This is a genomic window from Kribbella sp. NPDC006257, from assembly GCF_040613535.1.
In the GTDB taxonomy this organism is placed as follows: domain Bacteria; phylum Actinomycetota; class Actinomycetes; order Propionibacteriales; family Kribbellaceae; genus Kribbella.
Window position 1 is genome coordinate 267042 of sequence record NZ_JBEXSJ010000004.1, and the last position, 23045, is coordinate 290086.

23 protein-coding genes are annotated in these 23045 nt (G+C 69.0%); 15 read left to right on the forward strand and 8 right to left on the reverse strand.

Annotated elements, in window-relative coordinates; all coding sequences use genetic code 11:
* The first annotated feature begins 104 nt into the window (after positions 1-104).
* Complete coding sequence (locus ABZ004_RS07415) at positions 105-560, forward strand: GNAT family N-acetyltransferase (RefSeq protein ID WP_355678921.1); 456 nt, start codon at positions 105-107, stop codon at positions 558-560.
* Here ABZ004_RS07415 and ABZ004_RS07420 read toward each other — a convergent pair.
* Entirely contained in the window at positions 553-1158 is a 606-nt protein-coding gene (locus tag ABZ004_RS07420; RefSeq protein ID WP_355678989.1) for a hypothetical protein, read from the reverse strand. The genes ABZ004_RS07415 and ABZ004_RS07420 overlap by 8 nt on opposite strands.
* A 51-nt stretch (positions 1159-1209) precedes the next feature.
* Here ABZ004_RS07420 and ABZ004_RS07425 point away from each other — a divergent pair, with 51 nt between their 5' ends.
* Positions 1210-2004, forward strand: a complete 795-nt coding sequence (locus ABZ004_RS07425; protein WP_355678922.1) for an aminotransferase class IV — start codon at positions 1210-1212, stop codon at positions 2002-2004.
* A gap of 15 nt (positions 2005-2019) precedes the next feature.
* On the opposite strand, the gene ABZ004_RS07430 is transcribed toward ABZ004_RS07425, so the two are convergent.
* Entirely contained in the window at positions 2020-2697 is a 678-nt protein-coding gene (locus ABZ004_RS07430) for an alpha/beta hydrolase (protein ID WP_355678923.1), read from the reverse strand.
* Positions 2679-4100 (reverse strand): CCA tRNA nucleotidyltransferase, encoded by a 1422-nt coding sequence (locus tag ABZ004_RS07435; protein ID WP_355678990.1) that lies wholly within the window; start codon positions 4098-4100, stop codon positions 2679-2681. The genes ABZ004_RS07430 and ABZ004_RS07435 overlap by 19 nt, the downstream gene beginning before the upstream one ends.
* Positions 4101-4163: 63 nt before the next feature.
* On the opposite strand from ABZ004_RS07435, the gene ABZ004_RS07440 reads away from it, so the two are divergent.
* The 8 genes from ABZ004_RS07440 (at position 4164) to ABZ004_RS07475 (ending at position 14209) form a co-directional block, all read left to right on the forward strand.
* A complete protein-coding gene (locus ABZ004_RS07440; RefSeq protein WP_355678924.1) occupies positions 4164-6515 on the forward strand; it encodes a hypothetical protein in 2352 nt (783 codons plus the stop codon).
* Positions 6508-8163: a murein biosynthesis integral membrane protein MurJ gene (gene murJ / locus ABZ004_RS07445; RefSeq protein WP_355678925.1), complete on the forward strand. Its 1656-nt coding sequence runs from the start codon at positions 6508-6510 to the stop codon at positions 8161-8163. The genes ABZ004_RS07440 and murJ overlap by 8 nt, the downstream gene beginning before the upstream one ends.
* A 98-nt stretch (positions 8164-8261) precedes the next feature.
* Positions 8262-9923 carry a protein kinase family protein gene (locus ABZ004_RS07450; RefSeq protein WP_355678926.1) on the forward strand — a complete coding sequence of 554 codons (1662 nt, stop codon included), beginning with the start codon at positions 8262-8264 and terminating at the stop codon, positions 9921-9923.
* 110 nt (positions 9924-10033) lie between these two features.
* Positions 10034-10654 (forward strand): RNA polymerase sigma factor SigM, encoded by a 621-nt coding sequence (gene sigM / locus ABZ004_RS07455; RefSeq protein WP_355678991.1) that lies wholly within the window; start codon positions 10034-10036, stop codon positions 10652-10654.
* 103 nt (positions 10655-10757) lie between these two features.
* Positions 10758-11516, forward strand: a complete 759-nt coding sequence (locus ABZ004_RS07460; RefSeq protein WP_355678927.1) for a hypothetical protein — start codon at positions 10758-10760, stop codon at positions 11514-11516.
* A gap of 120 nt (positions 11517-11636) precedes the next feature.
* On the forward strand, positions 11637-12623 hold the full coding sequence (gene trxB / locus ABZ004_RS07465) for a thioredoxin-disulfide reductase (RefSeq protein WP_355678928.1): 987 nt from the start codon (positions 11637-11639) through the stop codon (positions 12621-12623).
* Positions 12624-12674: 51 nt separating this feature from the next.
* A complete protein-coding gene (gene trxA, locus ABZ004_RS07470) occupies positions 12675-13004 on the forward strand; it encodes a thioredoxin (protein WP_112245051.1) in 330 nt (109 codons plus the stop codon).
* A gap of 65 nt (positions 13005-13069) precedes the next feature.
* A complete protein-coding gene (locus ABZ004_RS07475; protein WP_355678929.1) occupies positions 13070-14209 on the forward strand; it encodes an N-acetylmuramoyl-L-alanine amidase in 1140 nt (379 codons plus the stop codon).
* A 4-nt stretch (positions 14210-14213) separates the two neighbouring features.
* Here ABZ004_RS07475 and ABZ004_RS07480 read toward each other — a convergent pair whose 3' ends face one another.
* On the reverse strand, positions 14214-16346 hold the full coding sequence (locus ABZ004_RS07480; RefSeq protein ID WP_355678930.1) for an MMPL family transporter: 2133 nt from the start codon (positions 16344-16346) through the stop codon (positions 14214-14216).
* 81 nt (positions 16347-16427) lie between these two features.
* Between ABZ004_RS07480 and ABZ004_RS07485 the strand changes: the two genes are divergently transcribed.
* Positions 16428-16766, forward strand: a complete 339-nt coding sequence (locus ABZ004_RS07485) for a helix-turn-helix transcriptional regulator (protein ID WP_355678931.1) — start codon at positions 16428-16430, stop codon at positions 16764-16766.
* Here ABZ004_RS07485 and ABZ004_RS07490 read toward each other — a convergent pair.
* The 4 genes from ABZ004_RS07490 to ABZ004_RS07505 all read right to left on the reverse strand — a co-directional run bounded on the left by ABZ004_RS07490 (position 16752) and on the right by ABZ004_RS07505 (position 18677).
* Positions 16752-17414 carry a permease prefix domain 1-containing protein gene (locus ABZ004_RS07490; protein ID WP_355678932.1) on the reverse strand — a complete coding sequence of 221 codons (663 nt, stop codon included), beginning with the start codon at positions 17412-17414 and terminating at the stop codon, positions 16752-16754. The two genes, ABZ004_RS07485 and ABZ004_RS07490, sit on opposite strands and share 15 nt — an antisense overlap.
* Positions 17415-17477: 63 nt before the next feature.
* Positions 17478-17837, reverse strand: a complete 360-nt coding sequence (locus ABZ004_RS07495; RefSeq protein ID WP_355678933.1) for a DUF2784 domain-containing protein — start codon at positions 17835-17837, stop codon at positions 17478-17480.
* The gene (locus tag ABZ004_RS07500) at positions 17837-18493 is read right to left on the reverse strand and encodes a GNAT family N-acetyltransferase (protein ID WP_355678934.1); all 657 of its coding nucleotides are present in this window, start codon (positions 18491-18493) and stop codon (positions 17837-17839) included. The genes ABZ004_RS07495 and ABZ004_RS07500 overlap by 1 nt, the downstream gene beginning before the upstream one ends.
* 7 nt (positions 18494-18500) lie before the next feature.
* Complete coding sequence (locus ABZ004_RS07505) at positions 18501-18677, reverse strand: hypothetical protein (RefSeq protein WP_355678935.1); 177 nt, start codon at positions 18675-18677, stop codon at positions 18501-18503.
* 192 nt (positions 18678-18869) lie between these two features.
* On the opposite strand from ABZ004_RS07505, the gene ABZ004_RS07510 reads away from it, so the two are divergent.
* From ABZ004_RS07510 to ABZ004_RS07525, 4 genes are all read left to right on the forward strand, one after another.
* Positions 18870-20180, forward strand: a complete 1311-nt coding sequence (locus ABZ004_RS07510; RefSeq protein ID WP_355678936.1) for a PLP-dependent aminotransferase family protein — start codon at positions 18870-18872, stop codon at positions 20178-20180.
* A 132-nt stretch (positions 20181-20312) separates the two neighbouring features.
* Complete coding sequence (locus ABZ004_RS07515) at positions 20313-21260, forward strand: D-alanine--D-alanine ligase (protein ID WP_355678937.1); 948 nt, start codon at positions 20313-20315, stop codon at positions 21258-21260.
* A gap of 7 nt (positions 21261-21267) precedes the next feature.
* Positions 21268-22149 carry an SURF1 family protein gene (locus ABZ004_RS07520; RefSeq protein ID WP_355678938.1) on the forward strand — a complete coding sequence of 294 codons (882 nt, stop codon included), beginning with the start codon at positions 21268-21270 and terminating at the stop codon, positions 22147-22149.
* Between the two features lie 442 nt (positions 22150-22591).
* Positions 22592-22954 (forward strand): DUF3817 domain-containing protein, encoded by a 363-nt coding sequence (locus ABZ004_RS07525; RefSeq protein WP_355678939.1) that lies wholly within the window; start codon positions 22592-22594, stop codon positions 22952-22954.
* The last annotated feature ends 91 nt before the right edge of the window (positions 22955-23045 follow it).

Sequence of the window (23045 nt, forward strand, 5' to 3'; positions counted from 1 at the left end):
GACGCTGTTACTTCCTCTTGCACCAGCGTCGGCCTCACAGCCCGGTTGCGAGCCGGTGAGGAAGTCGAAACAGCAGCGTCACGGCAGGTTGCTACCGTCGCGACATGGCCCTGATCGACGCGGTGGAACTGCGGCCGGCTGCGACCACCGACCCGGACATCCTCGCGCTGACCACCGCCCAGCAGGCCGAACTGGCCGGCGTCTACGGCGACGACCAACCCCTGGTCGGCCTGCACCCCGACATCCGGTTCATCCTACTCCTCGTCGACGGCACCCCGGTCGGCTGCGTCGGCCTGCAACCCGTCGAGCCCGGCCTCGGCGAGATCAAGCGCATGTACGTCGAACCGGCCTCCCGCGGCTGGGGCCTCTCCCGCCTCCTCCTCGCGGAAGTCGAGTCCGAAGCCCGACGCCTAGGCATCACCCGCCTACGCCTCGAAACCGGCACAGCCCAGCAAGAAGCCCTCACCCTCTACACCCACCACGGCTACACCCCCACTGCGCCGTACCCACCCTTCGAAAACGAACCAGCCTCCCTCTGCTTCGCCAAAGACCTCAGCTGAGGTCGAGGACGAGGTAGGGGCCTTCTCGGTGGAAGCCGACTTTGGCGAGGTACTTGCCGGAGTCGCGCATACGGCTGGGGGCAATGACCCGGTGGAAGCCGTGGTCGGTGAAGACATCGCTGCGGCGGTAGACGAACTCGCCGGGGGTGAAGTCGCGGTACTTGGGGAGGACGTAGTCGAGGTCGATCTGGGCCCGGCCCTCGCCGGCGTCGTGGGCGAGGACGACGCCGACAGTGCGTTCGCCGCGCTGGACCAGGAAGGCGTACTGGCTCGCGGCAGAGGTGAAGTCCGGGTTGAAGCTGCTGATGTCCTTGGCGTGCGCGGCCAGCACATGGCCGAGATAGGCGTCGGAGCTGTTCACCTCGAGTACGGCGTACTCGGCATCGTCATGCCGGTGCCGCACGAGCCGCCACAGGTGCACGACGTTGATCACGGCGAGAACGGCGTTCATCCCGACCATCGGCCAGACCTCGATGGCGAGGTTGAAGCCGACCAGGATCACGCAGCCGACCAGGTTCAGCAGCCGCAGCCGAAGGATCCGGGTCTGCAGCAACGACACCACGACCAGCGCCGATCCGCCCCACCCGATGATGCTCATGACGTCCACGCCGCGAGACTACGCGTGGACTGCTTCCCCCAGACTGAAGGTGTGACCGAGAACCTCGAACTGAACGGCGTACCGCTCGAATCCGTCCCACCGGCCCTGCTGCGGGCCATCAACTACGGCCACTTCACCTCGATGCAGATCCGCGATCGCCAGGTCCGCGGCCTCGCCCGGCACCTCGAACGGCTCGACCGCAGCTCCCAAGAACTCTTCGCCCGAGGCGTCTCCGCCGACCGCATCCTTTCTGTACTACGTACTGCGCTCGACCGCGCCCCGTCGCCCGACGCCTCGGTCCGCATCAACGCCTTCAGCCGCGGCCGCGACCTGGATGTGGACCTGCTCGTCACCGTCTCCGACCCGATCGAGCCCACCCCGACCGCGCCGCGACTCCTCGCCTTCGACCACGAGCGCCCGGTCCCGCACCTCAAACACACCGGCACGTTCTCCCTCACGTACTACGGCCGCCAGGCAAACCTCGCCGGGTACGACGACGCCCTCTTCTTCGACCGCTCCGGCAACGTCTCCGAAGCCGCGATCTGGAACATCTGCTTCGCCACCGGCGACCGCATCGTCTGGCCCGACGCCGCCGTCCTGCCCGGTATCACCATGCTCACCCTGCAAGCCGGCCTCGACACGCTCGCCGTTGCACGTGAAACCATCCCCGTCCCGCTGACCACCCTCGCCGGCTACGACGCGGCCTACCTCACCAACTCCATCGACCCGGCCCTCCCGGTCGCCTCGATCACCACCCCCACCGGCACCACCACCTACGCGCCCCACACCCCCTCAGCCGACCTCATAGCCAAGGCCTACGCCACCATCCCCCTCGACCCGATCTAGCAGGCGCAAGCCTGGTCAACCCGCTAGCCAGAGAGAGGCCTGGTCCGCGATGATCCGCGCCAGTTCGTCAGGGGCGTCGCGCGCCACCAGGTGTCCCGCGCCCGGCACACGGGTGACGACGACGGCCGGATTGGCAGCGCGGAAGCGTTCCACCTCCGGGTCACCGAGCGGCGACGACGGTCCACCCCGGACGAGCAGGATCGGCACGGCAAGGTTCGCAGCGGCCGCCAGCAGCTCGTGACTGTGCTCGAAGATGTCCTCGACGAGCTCGGCCCGATGGTCGCGCAGACCCCGCACATCCAGCCAGGCACGCACTTTCGCCGCATCGGGATCGGGTACGACGTCGACCAGGATCAGCCCGGCAACGTCTTGCGGCGACTCCCCCAGCGACGCGATCGCAGCAAGCCCGCCCAGCGAGGCGCCCACCACGACCACAGGGGCCGGTTCGCGCCGGATCATCGCTGTCACGTCAGCGGCCAGCGGTTGAAGCCTGTTGGCGACACCCGTGCTCGAGCCGTGACCACGCAGGTCGTAGGCGACACTCCGCAGCGGGAGCGCGGCCGCGACCGGCGCCCACACGCTGCGCTCCTCACCACCGGCGTGGAGCAGCACAACGGTCGGCCCGGTCCCGCTCACCGTGCCGTGCAGCTGCGCGTCACCCCGGTCGAGGGTGATCAGGTTCGGTTGTTCCACCAGCTCAGAAGTTCCTCGCGGGCGCGGTCCTCGCCGAGCGGCCCTTCGTCCATCCGCAGGTTCATCAGGAACTTGTAGGCCTCGCCGACCTCGCGGCCGGGACCGATGCCGAGGATCTGCATGATCTGGTTGCCGTCCAGGTCGGGCCGGATCGAGTCCAGCTCCTCCTGCTCCCGCAGCCGCGCGATCCGCTCTTCCAGATCGTCGTACGCCGCGCGCAGGGCATCCGCCTTGCGCTTGTTCCGGGTGGTGCAGTCGGCCCTGGTGAGGATGTGCAGCCGGTTGAGCAGATCTCCGGCGTCACGGACGTACCGGCGTACGGCGGAATCGGTCCACTCGCCGGTGCCGTAGCCGTGGAACCGAAGGTGCAGCTCGACCAGCGTGCCGACCTGGTCGATCTGCTCGTTGCTGAACCGCAGCGCCTTCATCCGCTTCTTCGCCAGCTTCGCCCCGACCACGTCGTGGTGGTGGAAGGTCACCTTGCCGCCGGCCTCGAACTTGCGCGTCTTCGGCTTGCCGATGTCGTGGATCAGCGCGGCGAACCGGCTGATGAAGTCCGGCTCGGTGCCGCCGAGCCGCGGCTCCAGCTCGATCGCCTGCTCGAGCACGGTGAGCGAGTGCTCGTAGACGTCCTTGTGCCGGTGGTGTTCGTCCCGCTCCAGCCGCAAGGCGGGCAGCTCGGGCAGCACGTGGTCGGCCAGGCCGGTCGAGACCAGCAGGTCGAGCCCGATCCGCGGGTGGTCCGCGCAGACCAGCTTGATCAGTTCGTCGCGGACCCGCTCGGCGGACACGATCGTGATCCGCTCGGCCATCGCGGTCATCGCGGCGACCACGGCCGGATCGGGCGTGAACCCCAGCTGGGCGGCGAACCGGGCCGCGCGCATCATCCGCAGCGGGTCGTCGGAGAAGGAGTCCTCGGGCGAGCCCGGCGTCCGGATCACCTTGGCGGCGACGTCCTCCAACCCGCCGTACGGGTCGACGAACTCGTGCGACGGCAGCCGGACCGCCATCGCGTTCATCGCGAAGTCGCGCCGGGACAAGTCCCCGTCAAGGTTGTCGCCGTAGGAGACCTCGGGCTTGCGCGAGATGGGATCGTAGGACTCCGACCGGTAGGTGGTGATCTCGAGGATCCACTCGCCCTTCCGACAACCGATGGTGCCGAACGCCTTGCCGATATCCCAGACGTGGTCCGCCCAGCCGGCCAGCAGCTTCTCGACCGCCTCCGGCCGCGCCGAGGTGGCGAAGTCCAGGTCCTTGCTCCCGCGGCCTAGCAGAATGTCCCGGACAGGTCCTCCGACCAGCGCGAGTTCGTGCCCGGCCGCGGCGAACCGGACACCCAGTTCGTCGACCACGGGAGCGATCTCCAGCAAGGCTTGGACACCTTTCCGCTGTACTGCGGACAGTGATCCAGCGGTGGCGGAACGGTCGGGAGTAGAGGACACGGGGAACTAGGTTACGGTGACGGCGTGTTCAGACGGCGACTGAGGCTCTCCGCGGCGACGGCGGCGAGCCTGATGATCGTTGCGTCGGCAACTGTTTGCGCCGCGACGACGGCGGCCGCGAGCCCACTGGCCGACGATCCCGTGGTCGACGTGACCATCGATTCGTTCACCCCGGCGACCCCCCGGCCGGGGCAGGCCGTGACGATCACCGGCCAGGTGACGAACACCAGCAACGTCACGCTGGAGAACCCGCAGGCGATCGCGTGTATCGACGAGACCCGGCTGACCACCCCCGCCGAGCTCGCCGCGATCCCGACCGAAGAGAACAAGCCGGTCAACAACCGGAACACCTGCCACGGTCTCGACAACGCCGACTCGACCACCTTCCAGGCCTACACCGAACCGCTCGCGCCCAAGGCGACGGTGAAGTTCCAGCTGGTGGTGCCGTGGGCGGAGTGGAACATCGGCAGGAAGCCCGGCGTGTACGCCGTCGGGGTGATGTTCCGCGGCAACGTGACCAAGGAAGACCGGGTGACGGCCGGCCGGAGCCGGACCCTGATGCCGGTGACGGACGGCAAACCGACCGCCCGCAAGGTGACAACGGCCGTCGTCCTCCCGCTGCGGCACCGCCCGACGATGCTCGCCAACGACCGCTTCGCGAACGAGTCGCTGGCCACCGCGATGGCACCGACCGGAGCGCTCGGCCGGCTGCTGTCCCTCGGCCAGAAACAGCCGGTCACCTGGCTGGTCGACCCGGCGATGCTCGACGAGGCCCGGCAGATGCGCGACGGCTACCGGGTGGTCGGCGCGAACAACATCAGCAAGCCCGGCACCGGAGCCAAGGCGGTCGCGAACTGGCTGAAGGCCTTCGACGCCACCCGCGCCAAGAACCCCGCCATCCTGCTCCCGTACGGCGATCCGGACGTGGCCGGCCTGATCGACGGCGGCGGCACCCTGCGCGATCTGGTCAGCCAGTCCCGGGCCGCCACCGAGCAGTACAACCTCGGCGGCGCCCAGGGCTTCAACTCCGGCCTCTGGCTGGAGAACGGCTCGGTCACCAGCCGTAACCTGGCCGCCGCCTCCACCGGGTACGCCGGGTCGCGACCGGACGACACCACCTTCGTCAGCAGCAGCTCCTGGCCCGCGGCCGACCGGCCGAGCCTGTCCCCTTCACCCCTGTACGACGTACTCACGCCCGAAGGACCAGTGAAGAGCGTCCGGACCGTCATCGCGGACTCGGCGCTGACGGCGGGCGGCCCCGACCCGGCCGACGCTTCGTCACCCCTGCAGGTCCGGCAGCGGTTCGCGGCCGAGACCGAACTGCTCGCCTCGACCGGTAAGGGCCCGCTCTCCGTCGTCGCCCTGCCGCCGCGGGGCTGGGACCCCGATGGTCTGGCCACCGCGCAGCTCATGCAAGGCCTCAGCCTGCCGTGGGTCACCCCGGTCACGCTGAACCAGATCAACGCCGCGACGCCGAAGCCGATCGTCACCAAGGCACCGGCCGCGACCCACCAGACCCCGGGTCTGACCAGCGGCCAACTCGACCAGATCCGGCAGCTCAGCAACTCGACCAACACCTTCATCTCGCTGCTGAACAACATCGAGCAGGCCGACGAGAACCTGCGCCGCGCACTGCTTCGGTCCGGCTCAACCAGCTGGCGCGGGTTCGCCGACGAGGCCCAGCGGTTCATCAGCTACGAGCAGGGCGGAGTGGTCTCGCAGCTGAACAAGGTGCACCTGGTCACCAACGCCGGCGGCGAGCGCGGCCAGCACCGGGCGATCAAGGTGAACCTGTCCGGCAGCAAGGGCCAGTTCCCGCTGACCGTCGAGAACGGCCTGGACATGACGATCCGGGTCGGCGTCTCGGTCTCCTCGCCGAACCGTGACGACCTGCGGATCCAGCCGATCCAGCAGAAGATCGTCCCGCCGCACCAGAAGGCGACGTTCCAGATCAAGGCGAGCGCCGAGCAGAACGGTGTGATCCGGGCCGAGGCCGAGGTGATCTCGGGACAGCAGATCCCGCTCGGCCGGTCGCAGGAGCTGGTGATCCAGGCCGCGCAGTACGGCAGTGTCGGCTGGATCCTGGTCGGTGCCGCCTGCGCGCTGCTGTTCGGGACGTCGGCGGTCCGGATCTACCGCCGGATCCGCTCCGAGAAGCGGAACCCGACCGCGCCGGAGCCCGGCCCGGACCCGCTGCACCCGGCCCCGCTCGACCCCACCGGGTCCACCGATTCCACCGATTCCGCCGGGTCCACCGATTCCACCGGCCGGCTCGAGTTGCCGGCCGACGAGCTCCAGCCGCTGGCGATCGACCCGGAGCCGAACGGCCACGCCCAGGAAAGCTTGAAAGAAGGAGTCGGGACGAAGGATGGCTGACCGCACCCTGCGCTCCGCGGCGGTGATGGCAGCCGGAACGGTGCTGTCCCGCCTGCTCGGATTCGTCCGGATCGCCCTGCTCGCAGCCGCCATCGGTACGGCGCTGCGCGGCGACATCTTCACCGCCGCGAACACGATCCCGAACAGCCTCTACATCCTGCTGGCCGGTGGTGTCTTCAACACCGTGCTGGTCCCGCAGCTGGTCCGCGCGATCAAGAACCATGACGACGGCGGCCAGGACTTCACCAACCGGCTGCTCACCTTCGGCTTCGTCGTACTGGCCGTCGTCACGGTCGCGTGCGTGTTGCTGTCGCCGTTGATCGCGGAGCTCTACCTGCCGAAGGAACTGCACGATCCGTCCCGGGCCTCCGAGCGCGCGTCGATGATCATGTTCGTCCGGCTGTGCCTGCCGCAGATCTTCTTCTACGGCGCGTACGTGCTGGTCGGCCAGGTGCTGAACGCCCGGCGCCGGTTCGGCCCGATGATGTGGGCGCCGATCGCGAACAACATCGTCGCCTGTGCGTCGATCGTGGTGTTCCTGTTCGTCTACCGGGTCGGCTCCACCCCGCCCACCTTCAGCCACGGCGAGGAGCTGCTGCTCGGGCTCGGGCATACGGTCGGCATCGCGGTCCAGCTGCTGGTGATGCTGCCGTACCTGCGCGCCAGCGGCCATCACTACAAGCCGAAGTTCGGCCTGCGCGGTACCGGCCTCGGCCAGACCGCGCGACTCGGCATGTGGACCGTGCTGTTCGTCGCGGTCAACCAGGTGACCCTCGTCGTGGTCACCCAACTCGCCATCGCCGGTAGCGCCTCGAACACCCCAGGCGCCAAAGCAGGTCTGGTTGCCTACAGCACCGCAATGCTGATCATCTTGGTGCCGCACGGCATCGTGACCGTCTCCCTTGCGACCGCCGCGCTGCCGCAGATGTCGGCCCTGGCGTCCGAAGGCAATACAGCCGAGGTGTCCCGGCTCTCGGCCAAGTCGCTCCGGCAGGCGCTGGCCATCGTCATCCCGGCCGCGGCGGCGATGATCGCGTTCGCGCATCCGATCACCACGGTCATCGCCGGGTACGGCGCGGGTGCGAACAACACCCAGCTGATGGCGTACACGCTGATGACACTCGCGCTGGGCGTGGTCCCGTTCACCGTGCAGTACTTCCAGCTGCGCACGTTCTACGCGTTCGAGGACACCCGGACCCCGTTCTTCATGCAGTGCGTGATCGCGGCCGTCAACATCATCGCCGCGGTGGTCGGCGTACGGGTGCTGCTGGGCGAGGAGCACCTGCGGTACAGCGCGGTCATGCTGGGCGCGGCGTACTCGATCGCCTACCTGGTCGCCGTACTGCTGTCCCGCAGTGTCCTGGCCCGCCGGATCCCCCGGGTGTCCGGTTCGGGCATCGGGCTGCCGATGCTGGCAATGGTGATCGCGGCGGTGGCCGGCGCGGGCGTTGGCCGGGTGGTGATCAGCGTGATCGACTCGGTCACCGACTGGAGCGGTCCGGTCACCTCGGCCGTGCTGCTGGCGATCGCGGCCGCGGTGATGCTGCCGGTGTATGTCGCGGTAGCCCGGGTACTACGTATCCACGAGGTCACCGACCTGGTGGCCATGGTCACATCCAAGCTGCCCGGAGGCGCGCGCCGCGCCTGATCCCCCGCTTGTGCGCTAGTGCACCTCGGTTAGTCGTGCCGAAGCACTAGCATGGGGCTGCGATCTGACCAGTGCCATCGAGGAGGGCGAGAGACCCCGTGTCGAACCAGACCGTCAGTCCGGGTGCTCTGCTCGCCGGGCGCTACCGGATCGCGGAGTTGCTCGCGGAGATCGACGGTGCCCGGGTCTGGCGTGCCGTGGACGAGGTGCTGAGCCGCCCGGTCGTGGTGGATGTCCTCCCGGTCGGCGATCCGCGGACGAACCTGCTCTTCGACGCCGCCCGCCGCGCGGCCGCCGCGGCCGACCCGCGCTTCCTCCGGGTGCTGGACTGCGACATGCACGACGGCGTGACGTACTGCGTCCGCGAATGGGCCGGCGGCCGCCCGCTCGAGCGGATGCTCGCCGCCGGGCCGCTGACCGGCCAGCAGGCCGGCTGGCTGGCCCGCGAGGTCTCCGAGGCGCTCGAGAACCTGCACCGGACCGGCCACTCGCACGGCTCGATCAGCCCGTCCACGGTCGTGGTGACCGACGCGGGCGCGATCAAGGTCGTCGGTCTCGCGACCGAAGCCGCCCTCCGCTCGACCGGCCCCGGTACGCCGGAACAGGACGTCCGCGCGCTCGGCGAGCTCCTCTACGCGTCCCTCACCGGTAGGTGGCCGAGCTCCGGCCCGGCCTGGGGACTGCAACCCGCCCCGGTCGAGCACGGCCGTCTACTCAGCCCTCGACAGGTACGCGCCGGCGTACCGCGCTCCCTCGACGACATCGCCGACCGGCTGCTCGGTGACCCGCCGCGGCATCACTCGGCACCGATCACCAGCGCGGCCGGCCTGTCCGCAGCGCTCTCGGGCGTCGTCGGCAGCTCGCACGAGCCACCGAGCCAGATGGACGAGACGGTCGCGGTCGCGCGACAGAACGGCAGCGTCGACGACGCCACCCAGGTGGTCCCGCCGGCCTACGTGCCGCCTGCGCTGGACCCGACACCGACGCCCGACTACCAGCTCGGCAACGGCCAGACGGCCGCCCAGCCGGCGTACGCGACCGCCGCGGAAACCCGCCCGGTACGCCGCCAGCAACCGCCGAGCCAGAACGGCCACGGCCGCCGCAAGCCACCGACCGACGAGCCCAAGCCGCGCGGCAGCTGGGGCGGCCGGATCCTGATCCTGCTCGCCATCCTCGCCCTGTTGTCCGTGATCGGGATCGCACAGTTCCTGGTGAAGGGCGCGATCAACAACGACCAGAGCGGCGGTAGCGGGGACAAGACCACGCCGGCCACCAGTGGACCGCCGCCGGTAACCAACGCCAAGGCCACCATCGTCGCGGCCAAGGACTTCGACCCGGAGCCGGACGGCAATGGCTTCGAGCATCCCGACGACGTGAAGAACACCTACGACGGCAAGGCCAGTACGACCTGGACGACGATGTCGTACAAGAAGCGGCCTGATCTCGGCGGCACCAAGAAGGGCGTCGGGATCTGGTACGACCTCGGCCAGCCGACGAACGTCTCGCAGGTGACGGTCACCTTGGTCGGGGACCCGACCAGCCTCGAGTTGATGGTGCCCGCCGACCCGGGCGCGGCCTCCGCGCCGGAGACGGTCGACGACTGGAAGTCGGTCGCCAAACTGAAGGACGCGGGAGAGTCCGCGGTCCTCAAGCCGGCCGCGCCGACCCAGACCCGGTTCGTGCTGGTCTGGCTGACCAGCCTGCCCAAGGACGGTAGCGACTACCGGGGCGAGATCGCGGAGGTCGCGATCCAGAAATGACCTCACTCGACAGCTCGACCCCGCCCGGTCAGGACGGCCCGCCGCCCTCGATCCCGCGGATCGGACCGGCCGGCGACCATCCGGTCCCCACGCACCCGCCGTACGAGACGATGGACGACCACGAGCTGCTCCGGCTGCACGTGGCCGGCAACCCGGACTCGTTCGGGTACCTGGTCAAGCGGCACCGGGACCGGATGTGGGCGGTCGCGATCCGCACCCTCGGCGAACCCGAGGAGGCGGCGGACGCGCTCCAGGAGGCGTTCATCTCCGCGTTCCGCCGGGCCGACTCGTTCCGCGGCGACGCCAAGGTGACCACCTGGCTGCACCGGATCGTGGTGAACGCCTGCCTGGACCGGATCCGCCGCCGCCAGGTACGCCAGGCCGACCCGCTGCCCGAGGACGAGGACCGCGCGGCCGAGCTGGCCGGGCCCGCCGAGGACGACCCGGCCGAACTGCGCGAGCGTCGGATGGACGTCCTGCACGCGCTCAAGCAGATCAACACCGACCAGCGCAGCGCCCTCGTCCTGGTGGACATGGAGGGCTACTCGATCGAGGAGGCGGCCGCCATCCTCGGCTGCGCTCCGGGCACGGTGAAGAGCCGGTGCGCCCGCGGCCGGGCCAAGCTGCTGCCGCTGCTGCGGCACTGGCAGACGACCCGCGGCGGCAGCCCCGCCGGACCGGCAACCGAACCAGCCGCTGCACCGGCGAAGAATCCGGTGGGAACCGAATGACCGGTCCCGCCGTCGAAGCGGGGTCGCCCACCCATGACCCGCGATCCCGGAGCATTCCAGCGATGACCACTTTGCGCACCTCCCATCAGGGGGCGAGTTCCCGATGACCGACCCGGGTCTGCCGACCAGTGAGCACCTCGAGCATCTGTCCACCGACACGATCGCCGACCTGATCGAGAACCTGCTGCCCGCGGCGGACGCGCATCGCGCTCGTGAGCATGTGAAGGCGTGTCCCGACTGCCAGCAGACGTACGACGCGTTGCTGCAGCTGAGCGAGGATCTCGCCGACGAGGGTCGCGCCGACATCCCGATCCCGCTCGACGTCGCCGAGCACCTGGACGCCGTCATCGTGTCCGAGTCCGTACTGCGGGCGTCGACCGTCGGCGTACATTCCCTGGCTCAAATCCGTGAGGAGCCGCGTCGCCACCTGCCGAAGCTGCTGCTTACCGCTGCCGCAGTGCTCGCCGTCGCGGCGGCCGGTGCCGGTGTGGTGATCAGCACGATGGACCGCAGCGACGACGGCTCCGCGGGTCTCACCAACACTCCGCCTCCGGACCCGTTCACCCTGACCACCGAGCGCGTGGGTCCCCAGGCGCAGAAGTGGCTGGAGAAGGCCAGCGGCCCGGTGCTGCACGGGAACGAGTCGGAGAAGGCCTGCGCACAGACCTTCGCCGCCGCCCGGACGAGTCCGCAACTGGAGTTGGTGCAGCCGGTCACAGTGGACGGCAAGCGCGCCACGATGATCGGTCTGCGGGGCGCTTCGCCGCACGAGGTTCGGGTCTTCGTGGTAACCGGTTGTAGTGATTCCGGGGGCGTCGCCAGCCCGTTCTACGACACCACGGTGACGTTGCGCAACCGGTGATCGCCGGCCCGTGAGCCGTTGCGGTACAGGCGGCCCGGGATGGGTACCGTGGGAATGGTCGGCCTCTAGGATCCGTTGAGTACGACGTACCACTCGACGACAAACCGAGGAACCCACTTCATGAGCGACGCAGGCGTCCGCAACGTCATCATCATCGGCTCCGGCCCGGCCGGATACACAGCCGCGGTGTACGCGGCCCGTGCGCAGCTGGCCCCGCTGGTCTTCGAAGGCTCGGTCACCGCTGGTGGCGCGCTGATGACCACGACCGAGGTGGAGAACTACCCCGGCTTCTCCGCGGGCATCATGGGCCCGGCGCTGATGGACGAGATGCGGACCCAGGCCGAGCGCTTCGGTGCGGAGCTGGTCGCCGACGACATCGTCGCGGTCGACCTGACCGGTGACATCAAGTCGGTCACCGACTCGGCCGGCACCGTGCACCGGGCCAAGACGGTGATCCTGGCGATGGGCTCGGGTTACCGCAAGCTGGGCCTGGAGCACGAGGAGCGGCTGTCCGGCCACGGCGTGTCCTGGTGTGCGACCTGTGACGGGTTCTTCTTCCGTCAGCACGAGATCGCCGTCATCGGCGGTGGCGACACCGCGATCGAGGAGGCCACCTTCCTGACCCGGTTCGCCGACAAGGTGACGATCGTGCACCGTCGCGACGAGCTGCGCGCCTCGAAGATCATGGCCGAGCGGGCCTTCGCCAACGACAAGATCGAATTCGCCTGGAACTCCGAGGTGGCCGCGATCCACGGCGAGGACAAGCTGACCGGGATCACCCTGCGGGACACCGTCACCGGAGCCACCCGCGAGCTGCCGGTCACCGGCCTGTTCATCGCCATCGGTCACGACCCGCGCTCGGAGCTGGTCAAGGGTCAGATCCACCTGGACGACGAGGGCTACGTCCTGGTTCAGAACGGCTCCACCAAGACCAACCTGCCGGGCGTCTTCGCGGCCGGCGACCTGGTCGACCACACCTACCGCCAGGCCATCACGGCAGCCGGCACCGGCTGTTCGGCCGCGCTGGACGCCGAGCGTTTCCTGGCCACGCTGGAAGACGTCTCGAACTCGGCGGTCGCCGCGGCCACCGAGCCGGTCGGCGTCTGACCCCCGCACCACCTGACACACCACCTCGAGCACCAACCGAAGGAGATCGCCATGGGCGAGAAGATGAACGCTGTGACCGACGCCGAGTTCGACAGCACGGTCCTGAAGAGCGACAAGCCCGTCCTGGTGGACTTCTGGGCCGAGTGGTGTGGCCCGTGCCGTCAGGTCTCCCCGATCCTGGAGGAGCTGGCCGGCGAGCACAGCGACAAGCTGACCTTCCTGAAGATGAACGTCGACGAGAACCCGGTCACCCCGAGCAACTACCGCGTCACCGGTATCCCTACCATCAATGTCTACGTGAACGGTGAGCTGGCCAAGTCCATCGTGGGCGCGAAGCCGAAGGCCGCGCTGCTGAAGGAACTGGCTGCTTTCACCGGCTGAACGTAGTACCGGGTGTCCTGACCTCCGGGTCAGGACACTTTTCCGCCGCACGGCAAGGAGCATTGATGGTCGGCAATTCGTCGGATGGCGCACGGATCTACCGAATCGGCGACAGTGGGGAAGCAGTCGCCGAGATTATCGGCAAGCTGCAGCGGCTCGGCCTGCTGCAACCTGGTGATCACTACGTGTACGACGAGGCGACCGCTCAGGCCGTCCGGGGGTTCCAGCAGGCCCGGGGACTGATGATCGACGGCATCGTCGGTCCACAGACCTATCGCGCGATCGATGACGCCCGCTGGCGGCTGGGCGACCGGCTGCTGACGTACGTCCCGTCGCATCCGCTCACCGGCGACGACGTGGCCAGCCTGCAGGCGAAACTGCAGGAGCTCGGGTTCGCCGTCGCTCGGGTGGACGGCATCTTCGGACCGGACACCCAGCGCGCGGTGACCGAGTTCCAGCGCAACATGGGCCTGCCGTCCGACGGCACCTGCGGCCCGTCCACCTTCAAGGCGCTGCAGCGGATCCGCCCGATGGCGACCGGCGGTCGGCCGGACGCGTTGCGCGCCTCGGAGGCTGTTCGCGCGGCCGGTCCGCGGTTGTCGGGCAAGACCGTGGTGATCGACCCCGGGCATGGTGGGTTCGACTACGGCTGGGAGGGCTTCGGGCTGCGCGAGTCCGACGTGGCCTACGACCTGGCTGCGCGGATCGAGGGTCGCCTCGGCGCGACCGGCGTACGGGCTTATCTGTCCCGCGGCCGGGATCAGGGTCCGGACGAGCTGGCCCGCGCTGCCTTCGCCAACGAGACGGACGCGAATCTGTGCGTCTCGCTGCACACCGACGGTTCGATGAACCCGGCTGCGCAGGGCGTCGCGACGTACTACTACGGCGCCGATCTGCACGGCGCCTCGTCCAGCGTGGGCGAGCAGTTCGCCGGTCTGGTGCAGCGCGAAGTTGTCGCCCGCACCGATCTGCTGAACTGCCGCACGCACGCGAAGACCTGGGACCTGCTGCGGCGGACGAAGATGCCGGCGGTCCGGCTGGAGATCGGTTACGTGACGAACCCGCACGACTCGTCGCGGCTCGCTGACCCGGCCTTCCGCGACGTGGTGGCCGAGGCGATCGTGGTCGCGATCCAGCGGGTGTACCTCCCGCCGGAGCAGGACGCCGCCACCGGCATGCTCCGCTTCGGCCAACTCACCGTCTGACCCGTCAGTCGCGTTCGAGCGCGATCTTCGGAAGGACGCGATCGAGGCCGCGGGGTAGCCACCAGGCGCGGTCGCCGAGCAACCGTAGTACGGCAGGGACTATCACGCAGCGGATCAGGAGAGCGTCCAGCAGCACGGCGACCGCGAGCCCGAGACCGAACTGCTTCAGCATCCGGTCCGGGCTGAGCAGGAAGGCCCCGAACACGACGATCATGATCGCGGCCGCCGCGGTGATCACGCTGCCGGTATGCGCAAGCCCTTCCCGTACGGCGTTCTGCGCGTCTCCGGTGCGCCGCCACTCCTCGTGGATGCGGGAGACCAGGAAGACCTCGTAGTCCATCGAGAGACCGAAGACGATCGCGAAGATCATCACCGGGACGAACGCCTCGATCGGGCCCTTCTGGGCGCCGAGCCAGCCCTGCTGGAAGACAAGCGTGATCACACCGAGCGAGGCACCGATGCTGAGCAAGTTGAGCAGCGCTGCCTTCAAGGGGATCAGTATCGATCGGAAGACTGCCGTCAACAGCAGCGCCGAGAGGCCGACGACGACCAGCACGAAGATCGGCAGCCGGTTGCTGACGGCGCCCGCGAAGTCGTCGGCGGCCGCTGTTGCTCCACCGATGAGATAGGTGGCCTTCGTCTGCGTCTCCAGTGCGGGCAGGGTCTTGTCCCGCAGTCGCTCGACGAGATCGCTGGTCGCCTTGTCCTGCGGGGCGGACCTGGGGAACGCCATCACGGTGGCGACCTTGCCGTCGGCCATCAGCTGCGCTGGTGTGACCGCGGCGATGCCGGGGTCGTTGGCGAGGGTGCGACCGAGGGCGTTCGCGGCGGCCTCATCGCCTTGCGAGACGACAATCAGTGGACCGTTGAAGCCGGGCCCGAATCCCTGGGCCAGCAAGTCGTACGCCTTCCGGCTGGTCTTCGCCGGAGCATCCGTGCCCGCGTCGGCGAATCCGAGCCGCAGATCGAGCGCCGGCAAGCAGAGCGCTGCGAGGGCAACGGTTCCGAGCACGAGCGGCACCCACGGACCGCGCTGCACCAGCGAGGCCAGCTTCCGCCAGCCGTCACCGGGAGTGCGTCGCGACTTGGCGGCGTGCTTGCGGACACTGCGCTCGATCCGCTTGCCGAAGAGGGTGAGTAGAGCCGGTAGGAGGCTGACTGCGGCCAGCATGGTCATGAGGACTGTCAGCGTCACGCCGAGCGCGACGCCTTGCAGGGAACCGAGTCCGAGAGCCAGCAGGCCGAGGAGGGCGATGACGACTGTGCAGCCTGCGAACAGCACCGAGCGACCCGCTGTGTCGAGAGCCTTGCGACCTGCCTCTTGGCGATCAGCACCATCGAGCAGTTCGCTGCGGTAGCGGGAGAAGATCAGCAACGCGTAGTCGATGCCGACGCCCAGGCCGACCAGCATCATCACTGGTGCGGTGTAGGAGGGCACGCTGAAGAAGTGGCTTGCCAGGACGAGCAGGCCGAGCGTGCTGCCGACGGCGAAGATCGCGGTCAGCAGTGGCAGGGTCGCGGCGAGCAGGGAACCGAAGAGCAGGACGAGAATCACCAACGCTGCAAGGATTCCGGCGCCTTCGGACGCACCGCCGGCGCTCTCCTGAGCATTGCGGACCACGTCTCCGCCCAGCTCTACCTGGAGTCCGTCGGTCGAGATCTCCTGCGCCTTGTGGATGATCGCGCGAGCGTCCTCGGCCGGCATGTCCGCTGCTGCGACATCGAGTGCGACGGTCGCGTACGCCGTCCGGCCGTCCTGCGATTCGGCGGGCTTCGCGACCGCTGCGACGTGCGGAAGCTTGCCGACGGCTGCCAGCATCGGGTCGATCCGGGCGCGCTGGGTGGCCAGCCCGCTGCCGGCGTACAGGACGATCTGGATCGAGTCGGTCTCGCCCTGCGGCTGGTGTGCGCGGAAGGTGTCGATCACCTTCTGGGAGTCGGTGCCGGGCAGCGAGTTGTCGTTGCGGTAGGCGCTGCCGACCAGCGTCGAGGCAACGGTGACCGCGACGAGCGCGAGCACCCAGAGGAAGACCGCCAGGCCGGCCCGGCGCATGGCCCAGCCGGAGACCCGGTGCAGGAGTCCGCCGGGCGGCTGCTGATCCTGCCCGGGTCGCTGGATGGTGGTCTGCGCGGTCATCCGGGTGCCTCCTGGCGGTCATATGTAGCTCAGCTACATGTTGCCTCTCGACACTAGCAGGCGTATGAGTAGACTGGCTACATGAAGGCGGATGCGCTGCGAGGGCACCTGGACCCGATGATCCTGGCCGTGGTCGAGCACGAGCCCCTGCACGGCTACGCGATCATGGAGGCCCTGCTGGAGCGCAGCGGTGGTGAGCTGGATCTGCCGACGGGCACGCTCTACCCGGCGTTGCGACGGCTCGAGCGCGCCGGCTATCTGGCGAGCGAGTGGAGCACGGTGGGCGGGCGCAAGCGGCGTACGTACCAGCTCACGTCGGCCGGTCAGAAGATGCTCGCCACCGGCAAGAGCGAGTGGGACGCGTTCCGCGCCGTTGTCGAGGGCGTACTACGGCCGCGCGGCGCGTCAGGCCAGGCGTAGGCAGCGGTGGGCCGCCCGGCCCACCAGCACTAGCGGGAGCACGACGAACACGAACACGATCCCGAAGCCGCCCACGCCGGCGTGATTGGCGACTGCACTGGTGGTCGCCATGGCGACCCCGACAACACTGACGGCGCCACTGCTGAGGAGCCCGAAGACACCCGTCGCCCTGGTCACGCGATCGCGGACCGCCGGGTAGCGCAGTCCGACCCCCGAAGCCAGCAGAGCGACAACGGTCCCGGCGATCGCGGTCCCACCGACCAGCATCACGAATTGGTTCAAGAACACTGAGAACGGCGCGGGCATGCCGGAGTGCTGGGTCCAGCTCCAGGCACCGTCGAGCCAGACGATCGGCTGAGCCAGCAACACCAGGCACAACGCCAGCGCCGTACGCCGTCCTTGCGCGATCCCGAGCTCTGCGCGATAGCCGGGAACCACCTCGTCGAGCTCGCCGAAGTCCGCGACGGCGTGCTGCTCGGCCTGGTAGCGATCCAGTCCGTCCGCCTCGAAGGCCTCGGTGGCGTCCTCGAGACTGTCCCGTGCTTCGGCCATCAGGTCCGCACGCCGACGCCGAGGGCCCTGCAAGGCGCGGTTCATCTCGGTCAGGTAGCTCTCGACCGGTGTCTGACTGGCTCGAGTGATGGACACGGCTACCAGTATGCGTGCGAAGAGGGCTGCCTTCGTCGGGGTCTCCACTGAAAGGTCCCTGACTCAGGTGCGCCGTCTCCTTCTCCGTAGTACGAAGAAGCCGATGTAGGAGATCACCAGCAGCGCGAAGCCGACCTTCTCGGCGACCCAGGTGTAGCCGGCCGGGTAGACGGTGCCGTCGATGTAGTGCTGGATGAAGCCACCGGCGTACGGCTGCTCGCCGCCGCGGCGGCGGAGGTTTTTCTCCAGCGCTGTCACCGGGCAGCCGAAGTCGAGGATGACGATGCTGAGGTTCCAGAGGCCGACGAACAGGTGCGCCCAGATCACCTTCGGCCACCGCCAGGCGAGGAAGCCGCCGATCAGGAAGAAGACCAGCAAGGCGCCGTGCACCACCATCACGACGTCGGCCAGGAAGATCGCCACTACTTCAGCGGCTCGCGACTCAGTCCGTCGCGCACTGTCACCGGCGCCGGCGGCGAATGTTCTGGGCGGATGACGCCGATCAACCGCTCGACCGCGGCCGCCGTCTCACTGCGCCACGTCACCGTCGAGCGCAGATCCAGCCTGAGCCGTGGATTGCGGGGATGCTCCCGGACGACGCCGAAGCCCACCGCGCGCAGGAAGTCGGTCGGCCAGACGCAGTCCGGTCCGTCCCAGCGGGAGTCACCGAACGCTTCGACCGCGCGGAATCCGCGTTTCAGCACGTCCTTGGCGACGGCCTGGACGAGAACCTTGCCGAGGCCCATCCCGAGGTAGCGCGGTTGCACCCGGCCGGTCGCGAGGACGACGGCATCCGGGCTGACCGGGGCGGTCGGGAAGGCCTGGATCCTGGGGAGATAGGCGGCCGGCGCGTACACGGCGTACCCGGCGGGCTCGTCGTCGACGAACAGGACGACTCCCGCCGTACCCCAGTCGAGCAGCAGCTGGGAGAGCCAAGCTTCCTTCTCCAGTGCGGTGTCACCCGTGCGCCCGGCCTGCCGGGCGGCGACCGGATCGAGCTCCCAGAAGACGCAGGCACGGCAGGGCGCAGGCAGCTCACCGAGGTTGGCGAGTGTCAGCGGTTCCAGCCGGCGGCCCATCAGAACCTCATCGAGCAGCCGGGGCCGGGGTTCTGGCGTCGGGGGTCCGGGCCGCCTGCGGAGCGACGTACCGTTGCTGCACCTTGGCCGCCGGCTGGCGCCGGAACAACTCCCCGGCGAACCCGGCCAGTACGCCGAGTAGCAGCCCGCCGAGGGTCCAGCCGAACGTCTTGCCCACGCTCATCCTGATCCTGCCTTCCAGGTGTGCAGGGTCCTGGACGGCCGTCTCAGCCACCAGTCGGTGGCGTGGCCGAACTTTCCCCTATAAGGCATGGTAGTGAGAGGTCGCGCCGATCGGCAGCCCGGGCACGCGAACACGGGTGGCTACTTCGGCGTAACCTGGACCTTCCCCTCGAGTCCGTCTTGGAGCGCCACCGTGAGTGCTGACCTGCCCGATGTCCGGCAGACCCGTCTCGACAACTACGTCGACCGGTACGCAGCACGGACCAAGGGCATGACCGCATCGGAGATCCGAGCGCTCTTCTCGGTCGCCAGCCGGCCGGAGGTCGTCTCACTGGCCGGCGGGATGCCGAACATCGCCGGGCTGCCGCTCGACGTGGTCGGCAGCGCGGTCCGCGACCTGGTGATCGACCACGGCTCGACCGCGATGCAGTACGGCTCCGGCCAGGGCGATCCCGGCTTGCGCGAGCAGATCTGCGACGTGATGCGGATCGAGGGCATCGACGCGCATCCCGACGACGTGGTGATCACGGTCGGCAGCCAGCAGGCGGTGGACCTGGTCACCCGGGTGTTCTGCGATCCGGGCGACGTGGTGCTCTGCGAGGCTCCGTCGTACGTCGGGGCGCTCGGCGTTTTTCGCGCTTACCAGTGCGAGGTCGTGCACGTCGCGATGGACGACAACGGTGTGCTGCCGGAGGCGCTGGAGCAGGCGATCGAGACGGTCCGGGCGGCCGGCAAGAAGATCAAGTTCTTCTACACGATCCCGAACTTCCACAACCCGGCCGGCATCTCGATGTCGCTGGAGCGGCGCCGCCGGGTGCTGGAGATCTGTCAGCGGGCTTCCTTGCTGGTGCTCGAGGACAACCCCTATGGGCTGCTCGGGTTCGACGGCGATCCGCTGCCGGCGTTGCGCGCGGACGACCGCGAAGGCGTCATCTACCTCGGCTCGTTCTCGAAGACGTTCGCGCCGGGCTTCCGGGTCGGCTGGGTCGCGGCGCCGCACGCCGTACGGGAGAAACTCGTGCTGGCGCAGGAGTCGGCGACCTTGTGCCCGCCGGTCTTCAGCCAGCTCGCGATCTCGTCCTACCTGACCCGGCACGACTGGATGGGGCAGGTGAAGCAGTTCCGCGAGATGTATCGCGAGCGTCGGGACGCGATGCTCGCGGCCCTGGCGGACAAGATGCCTGCAGCAACGACCTGGACCCGGCCCGGTGGCGGGTTCTACGTCTGGCTGACCTTGCCGGAGGGACTCGACTCGAAGGCGATGCTGCCGCGCGCCGTCACCGCGCGAGTGGCCTATGTGCCCGGAACCGCCTTCTTCGCGGACGGTTTCGGCTCCCAGTGCATGCGGCTCTCGTACTGTCATCCGACTCCGGAACGGATCACCGAAGGGGTCGCCCGGTTGTCCGCGGTGATCAACGAGGAGCTCGAGCTCCGGCAGACCTTCGGTCCGCTGCCGGCCGGCCACGGCCACAATTACGACGCTCCGGGACCGGAGCTGAGCTGATGGGTCCCGCGCAAAGGTTGCGCATGGATCTTCGGGCGGCTCCACGGTCCGCCAACGGGTAGCGGTACCGTTCGAATGGGCCTCGGGACCGGCGCCCCGCCGGAGTCGCCCACGAGTGATCGGGAAAGTTCTATGAGTGATCTGGGTCGAGTGCTGGTACTTGCCGGTGGACTGTCGCACGAGCGCGACGTCTCGCTGCGCTCCGGCCGACGCGTGGCCGAGGCGCTGCGCAGCGTCGGCGTGGAGGTCGAGCAGCGCGATGTCGACGCGAGCCTGGTCGACCGGCTACGCAACGATCCACCCGATGCGATCTTCCCGGTCCTGCACGGCGTCACCGGCGAGGACGGCGCGCTCCGCCAGGTCCTCGACCTGTACGGCGTTCCGTACGTCGGCGCCGATGCGGCCGCTTGCCGGACCGCGTTCGACAAGCCGGTCGCGAGCACGATGGTCGGGACGGCCGGTCTGCACACACCGCAGTCGATCGTCCTCGGCCACGACACTTTCCGGGAGCTTGGCGCTGCGGCATTGATGGAGGCCGTGGTTGCTCAGATCGGTCTTCCGCTTGTGGTGAAGCCGGCTCGTGGTGGTTCGGCGCTCGGTGCGTCGATCGTGCGCGCGGTCGAGGATCTGCCGTCGGCGATGGTGAACAGCTACGCCTATGGGCCGGTCGCGCTGATCGAGCGGTTCATCGTGGGGACCGAGGTCGCCGTGACGGTGGTCGATACCGGCGACGGTCCGCGGCCGCTGCCGGCGGTGGAGATTCAGCCGGACTCGGGGTTCTACGACTACGAGGCTCGCTACACGGCCGGGGCTACGCAGTTCATCGTGCCGGCCCGCCTTGGTCCTGCGGTGGCTCAGGCTTGCGCCGACGCCGCGATCACCGCGCACAAGGCGCTCGGGTTGCGGGACCTGTCGCGCTCGGACCTGGTGGTGGACGCCTCTGGTGTGCCGTGGTTCCTGGAGGTCAACGTGGCTCCGGGGATGACTGAGACTTCGCTCGTCCCGCTGGCTGCCGAGGCCGCGGGGATCGAGCTGGGCGTACTCTGCCGCGACCTGTTGGCCGCAGCCGCAGCACGTTGAGGTACTGATGCCAGTCGCGCCGACCACTGAGACCCCAGTACCGGTCACTCAGCCAGCGCGACCGTTGTGGCGCACGATCCTGACACCGCGCTGGCTCGGCTTGCTTGCGCTGGCGCTCGCGATCGCTGCGGTGATGTCGGTGCTCGGCGTCTGGCAGCTGGACGTGTACCACTCCAAAACCGCGAAGGCCACGGCCGCCCGAGCGGCCGGCGCTCCGGTGCCGCTGCAGTCCCTCTTCTCCATCAACGACGGCCTCCCCTCGAAGGCCGTCGGCCGCCGAGTCACCGTCACCGGCACCTGGGGCCCCGCAGCCGACCAGCTCTACATCTCCGACCGCCGCCTCGGAGACCGCAACGGCTTCTGGGTCGTCACTCCCCTCCTCCTGGACGGCACCGATCCCGGCCCGGATGTTGCCGCCCCCACCTCCGGCGCCGTGATGATCGTCCGCGGTTGGGTGCCCACGCCCTCGCACCCAGCAGCGAAGCCACCCGCCGGCCGAGTCAACCTCACCGGCTCCGTCGTCTCCTCAGAAGCCCAGGACGCCTCCGGCGACGACACCAAGTCCCGCATCCTGCAATCCCTCCGAATCCCCACCATCGTCCACCTGGTCAACTACCGCCTCTACGACGCCTTCGTAGTCATGTCCTCCGCCACCCCCACGTCGCCCACCTCCCCCACCCCCGCGTCGCCCACCTCCCCCACCCCGGCGTCCCCCACGCCCGCCTCGGCCGACGCCCCCGCCATCGTCCCGCCCCCCGCTCCCCCGACGGACCACGCCGGCCTCCGCAACGTCGCCTACGCCTTCCAATGGTGGATCTTCGCCCTCTTCACCCTCTGGATGTGGAACCGCATGGTCCGCGACGCCCACCGCGACCCAGCAACCAACTAACCCGGCCCAGCTCGCCCCAACACCGAGCCCCCACCTCCGCGCCGGCCGCACCCACACCCAGCTACCTCGGCCGCCCCATCGCGCCGGCGCGACGATCACCGCGGTCGCCGCCACCAACGGACGACCGGGTCGATCTGGCCTAGCCGCCGCCCCGTCGCACCGTCCCGCCCCCACTTCGCCCGCCCCGCGACGCTGCCCATACCCAGCCACGTCCGCCGCCCGGTCGCGCTGTCCCACAACCAGCCGCCTCGCCGCCCGGTCGCGCTGTCCCATGCCCACCCACGTCGCACGGCGCGCGACGCTGCCCCATACCCACCCACCCCGACCGCCGCATGGCAGTGTCCCGACGCCCATCTAGCTCAACGCCCCCAGAGCTCCGTCCCATGTCCGCCCACCCCGACCGCCTCAGAGCCCCATCTCCAGCAAGCGGTACCTTTTCAAGGTGACCTCCCCCGCAGACCCCGCCAGCCAGACCAGCACCCCGACCCCCGCCCTCTCGGCGGCCACCCGAGGCGCCCTGACCCGCTACCGGGTCATCGCCTACATCGTCGGCGTCATGCTCCTGGTCCTGCTCTTCATCGCGATGCCCCTCAAATACCTGGGCGACAACCCCGCAGCGATGAACGTGGTCGGCCCGCTCCACGGCTTCCTCTACATGGTCTACCTGCTCGCCACCTTCGACCTCTTCCGCAGAGTCCGCTGGAGCTTCCCCCGCCTCCTCCTGGTCGCCCTAGCCGGCACCATCCCCTTCCTCTCCTTCTACGCCGAACGCAAGACCACCCACGAACTCCTCCCCTCCTCCTGACCCACCCCCGCACCCCACCCACCGCCCCAAGTTAAAAAAAAAAAAAAAACCCCAACACAAAAAAAAACAAAATAAAAAAAAAAAAAAAACA

Excerpts from the sequence above, each read along its gene's own strand:
- ABZ004_RS07475 (WP_355678929.1), top strand. The coding sequence starts at position 13,070 with ATGGTCGGCAATTCGTCGGATGGCGCACGGATCTACCGAATCGGCGAC.
- murJ (WP_355678925.1), top strand. The coding sequence starts at position 6,508 with ATGGCTGACCGCACCCTGCGCTCCGCGGCGGTGATGGCAGCCGGAACG.
- trxA (WP_112245051.1), top strand. The coding sequence starts at position 12,675 with ATGGGCGAGAAGATGAACGCTGTGACCGACGCCGAGTTCGACAGCACG.
- ABZ004_RS07505 (WP_355678935.1), bottom strand. The coding sequence starts at position 18,677 with ATGAGCGTGGGCAAGACGTTCGGCTGGACCCTCGGCGGGCTGCTACTC.
- ABZ004_RS07415 (WP_355678921.1), top strand. The coding sequence starts at position 105 with ATGGCCCTGATCGACGCGGTGGAACTGCGGCCGGCTGCGACCACCGAC.
- ABZ004_RS07480 (WP_355678930.1), bottom strand. The coding sequence starts at position 16,346 with ATGACCGCGCAGACCACCATCCAGCGACCCGGGCAGGATCAGCAGCCG.
- ABZ004_RS07500 (WP_355678934.1), bottom strand. The coding sequence starts at position 18,493 with ATGGGCCGCCGGCTGGAACCGCTGACACTCGCCAACCTCGGTGAGCTG.
- ABZ004_RS07420 (WP_355678989.1), bottom strand. The coding sequence starts at position 1,158 with ATGAGCATCATCGGGTGGGGCGGATCGGCGCTGGTCGTGGTGTCGTTG.
- trxB (WP_355678928.1), top strand. The coding sequence starts at position 11,637 with ATGAGCGACGCAGGCGTCCGCAACGTCATCATCATCGGCTCCGGCCCG.
- ABZ004_RS07515 (WP_355678937.1), top strand. The coding sequence starts at position 20,313 with ATGAGTGATCTGGGTCGAGTGCTGGTACTTGCCGGTGGACTGTCGCAC.
- ABZ004_RS07460 (WP_355678927.1), top strand. The coding sequence starts at position 10,758 with ATGACCGACCCGGGTCTGCCGACCAGTGAGCACCTCGAGCATCTGTCC.
- sigM (WP_355678991.1), top strand. The coding sequence starts at position 10,034 with ATGGACGACCACGAGCTGCTCCGGCTGCACGTGGCCGGCAACCCGGAC.
- ABZ004_RS07485 (WP_355678931.1), top strand. The coding sequence starts at position 16,428 with ATGAAGGCGGATGCGCTGCGAGGGCACCTGGACCCGATGATCCTGGCC.
- ABZ004_RS07520 (WP_355678938.1), top strand. The coding sequence starts at position 21,268 with ATGCCAGTCGCGCCGACCACTGAGACCCCAGTACCGGTCACTCAGCCA.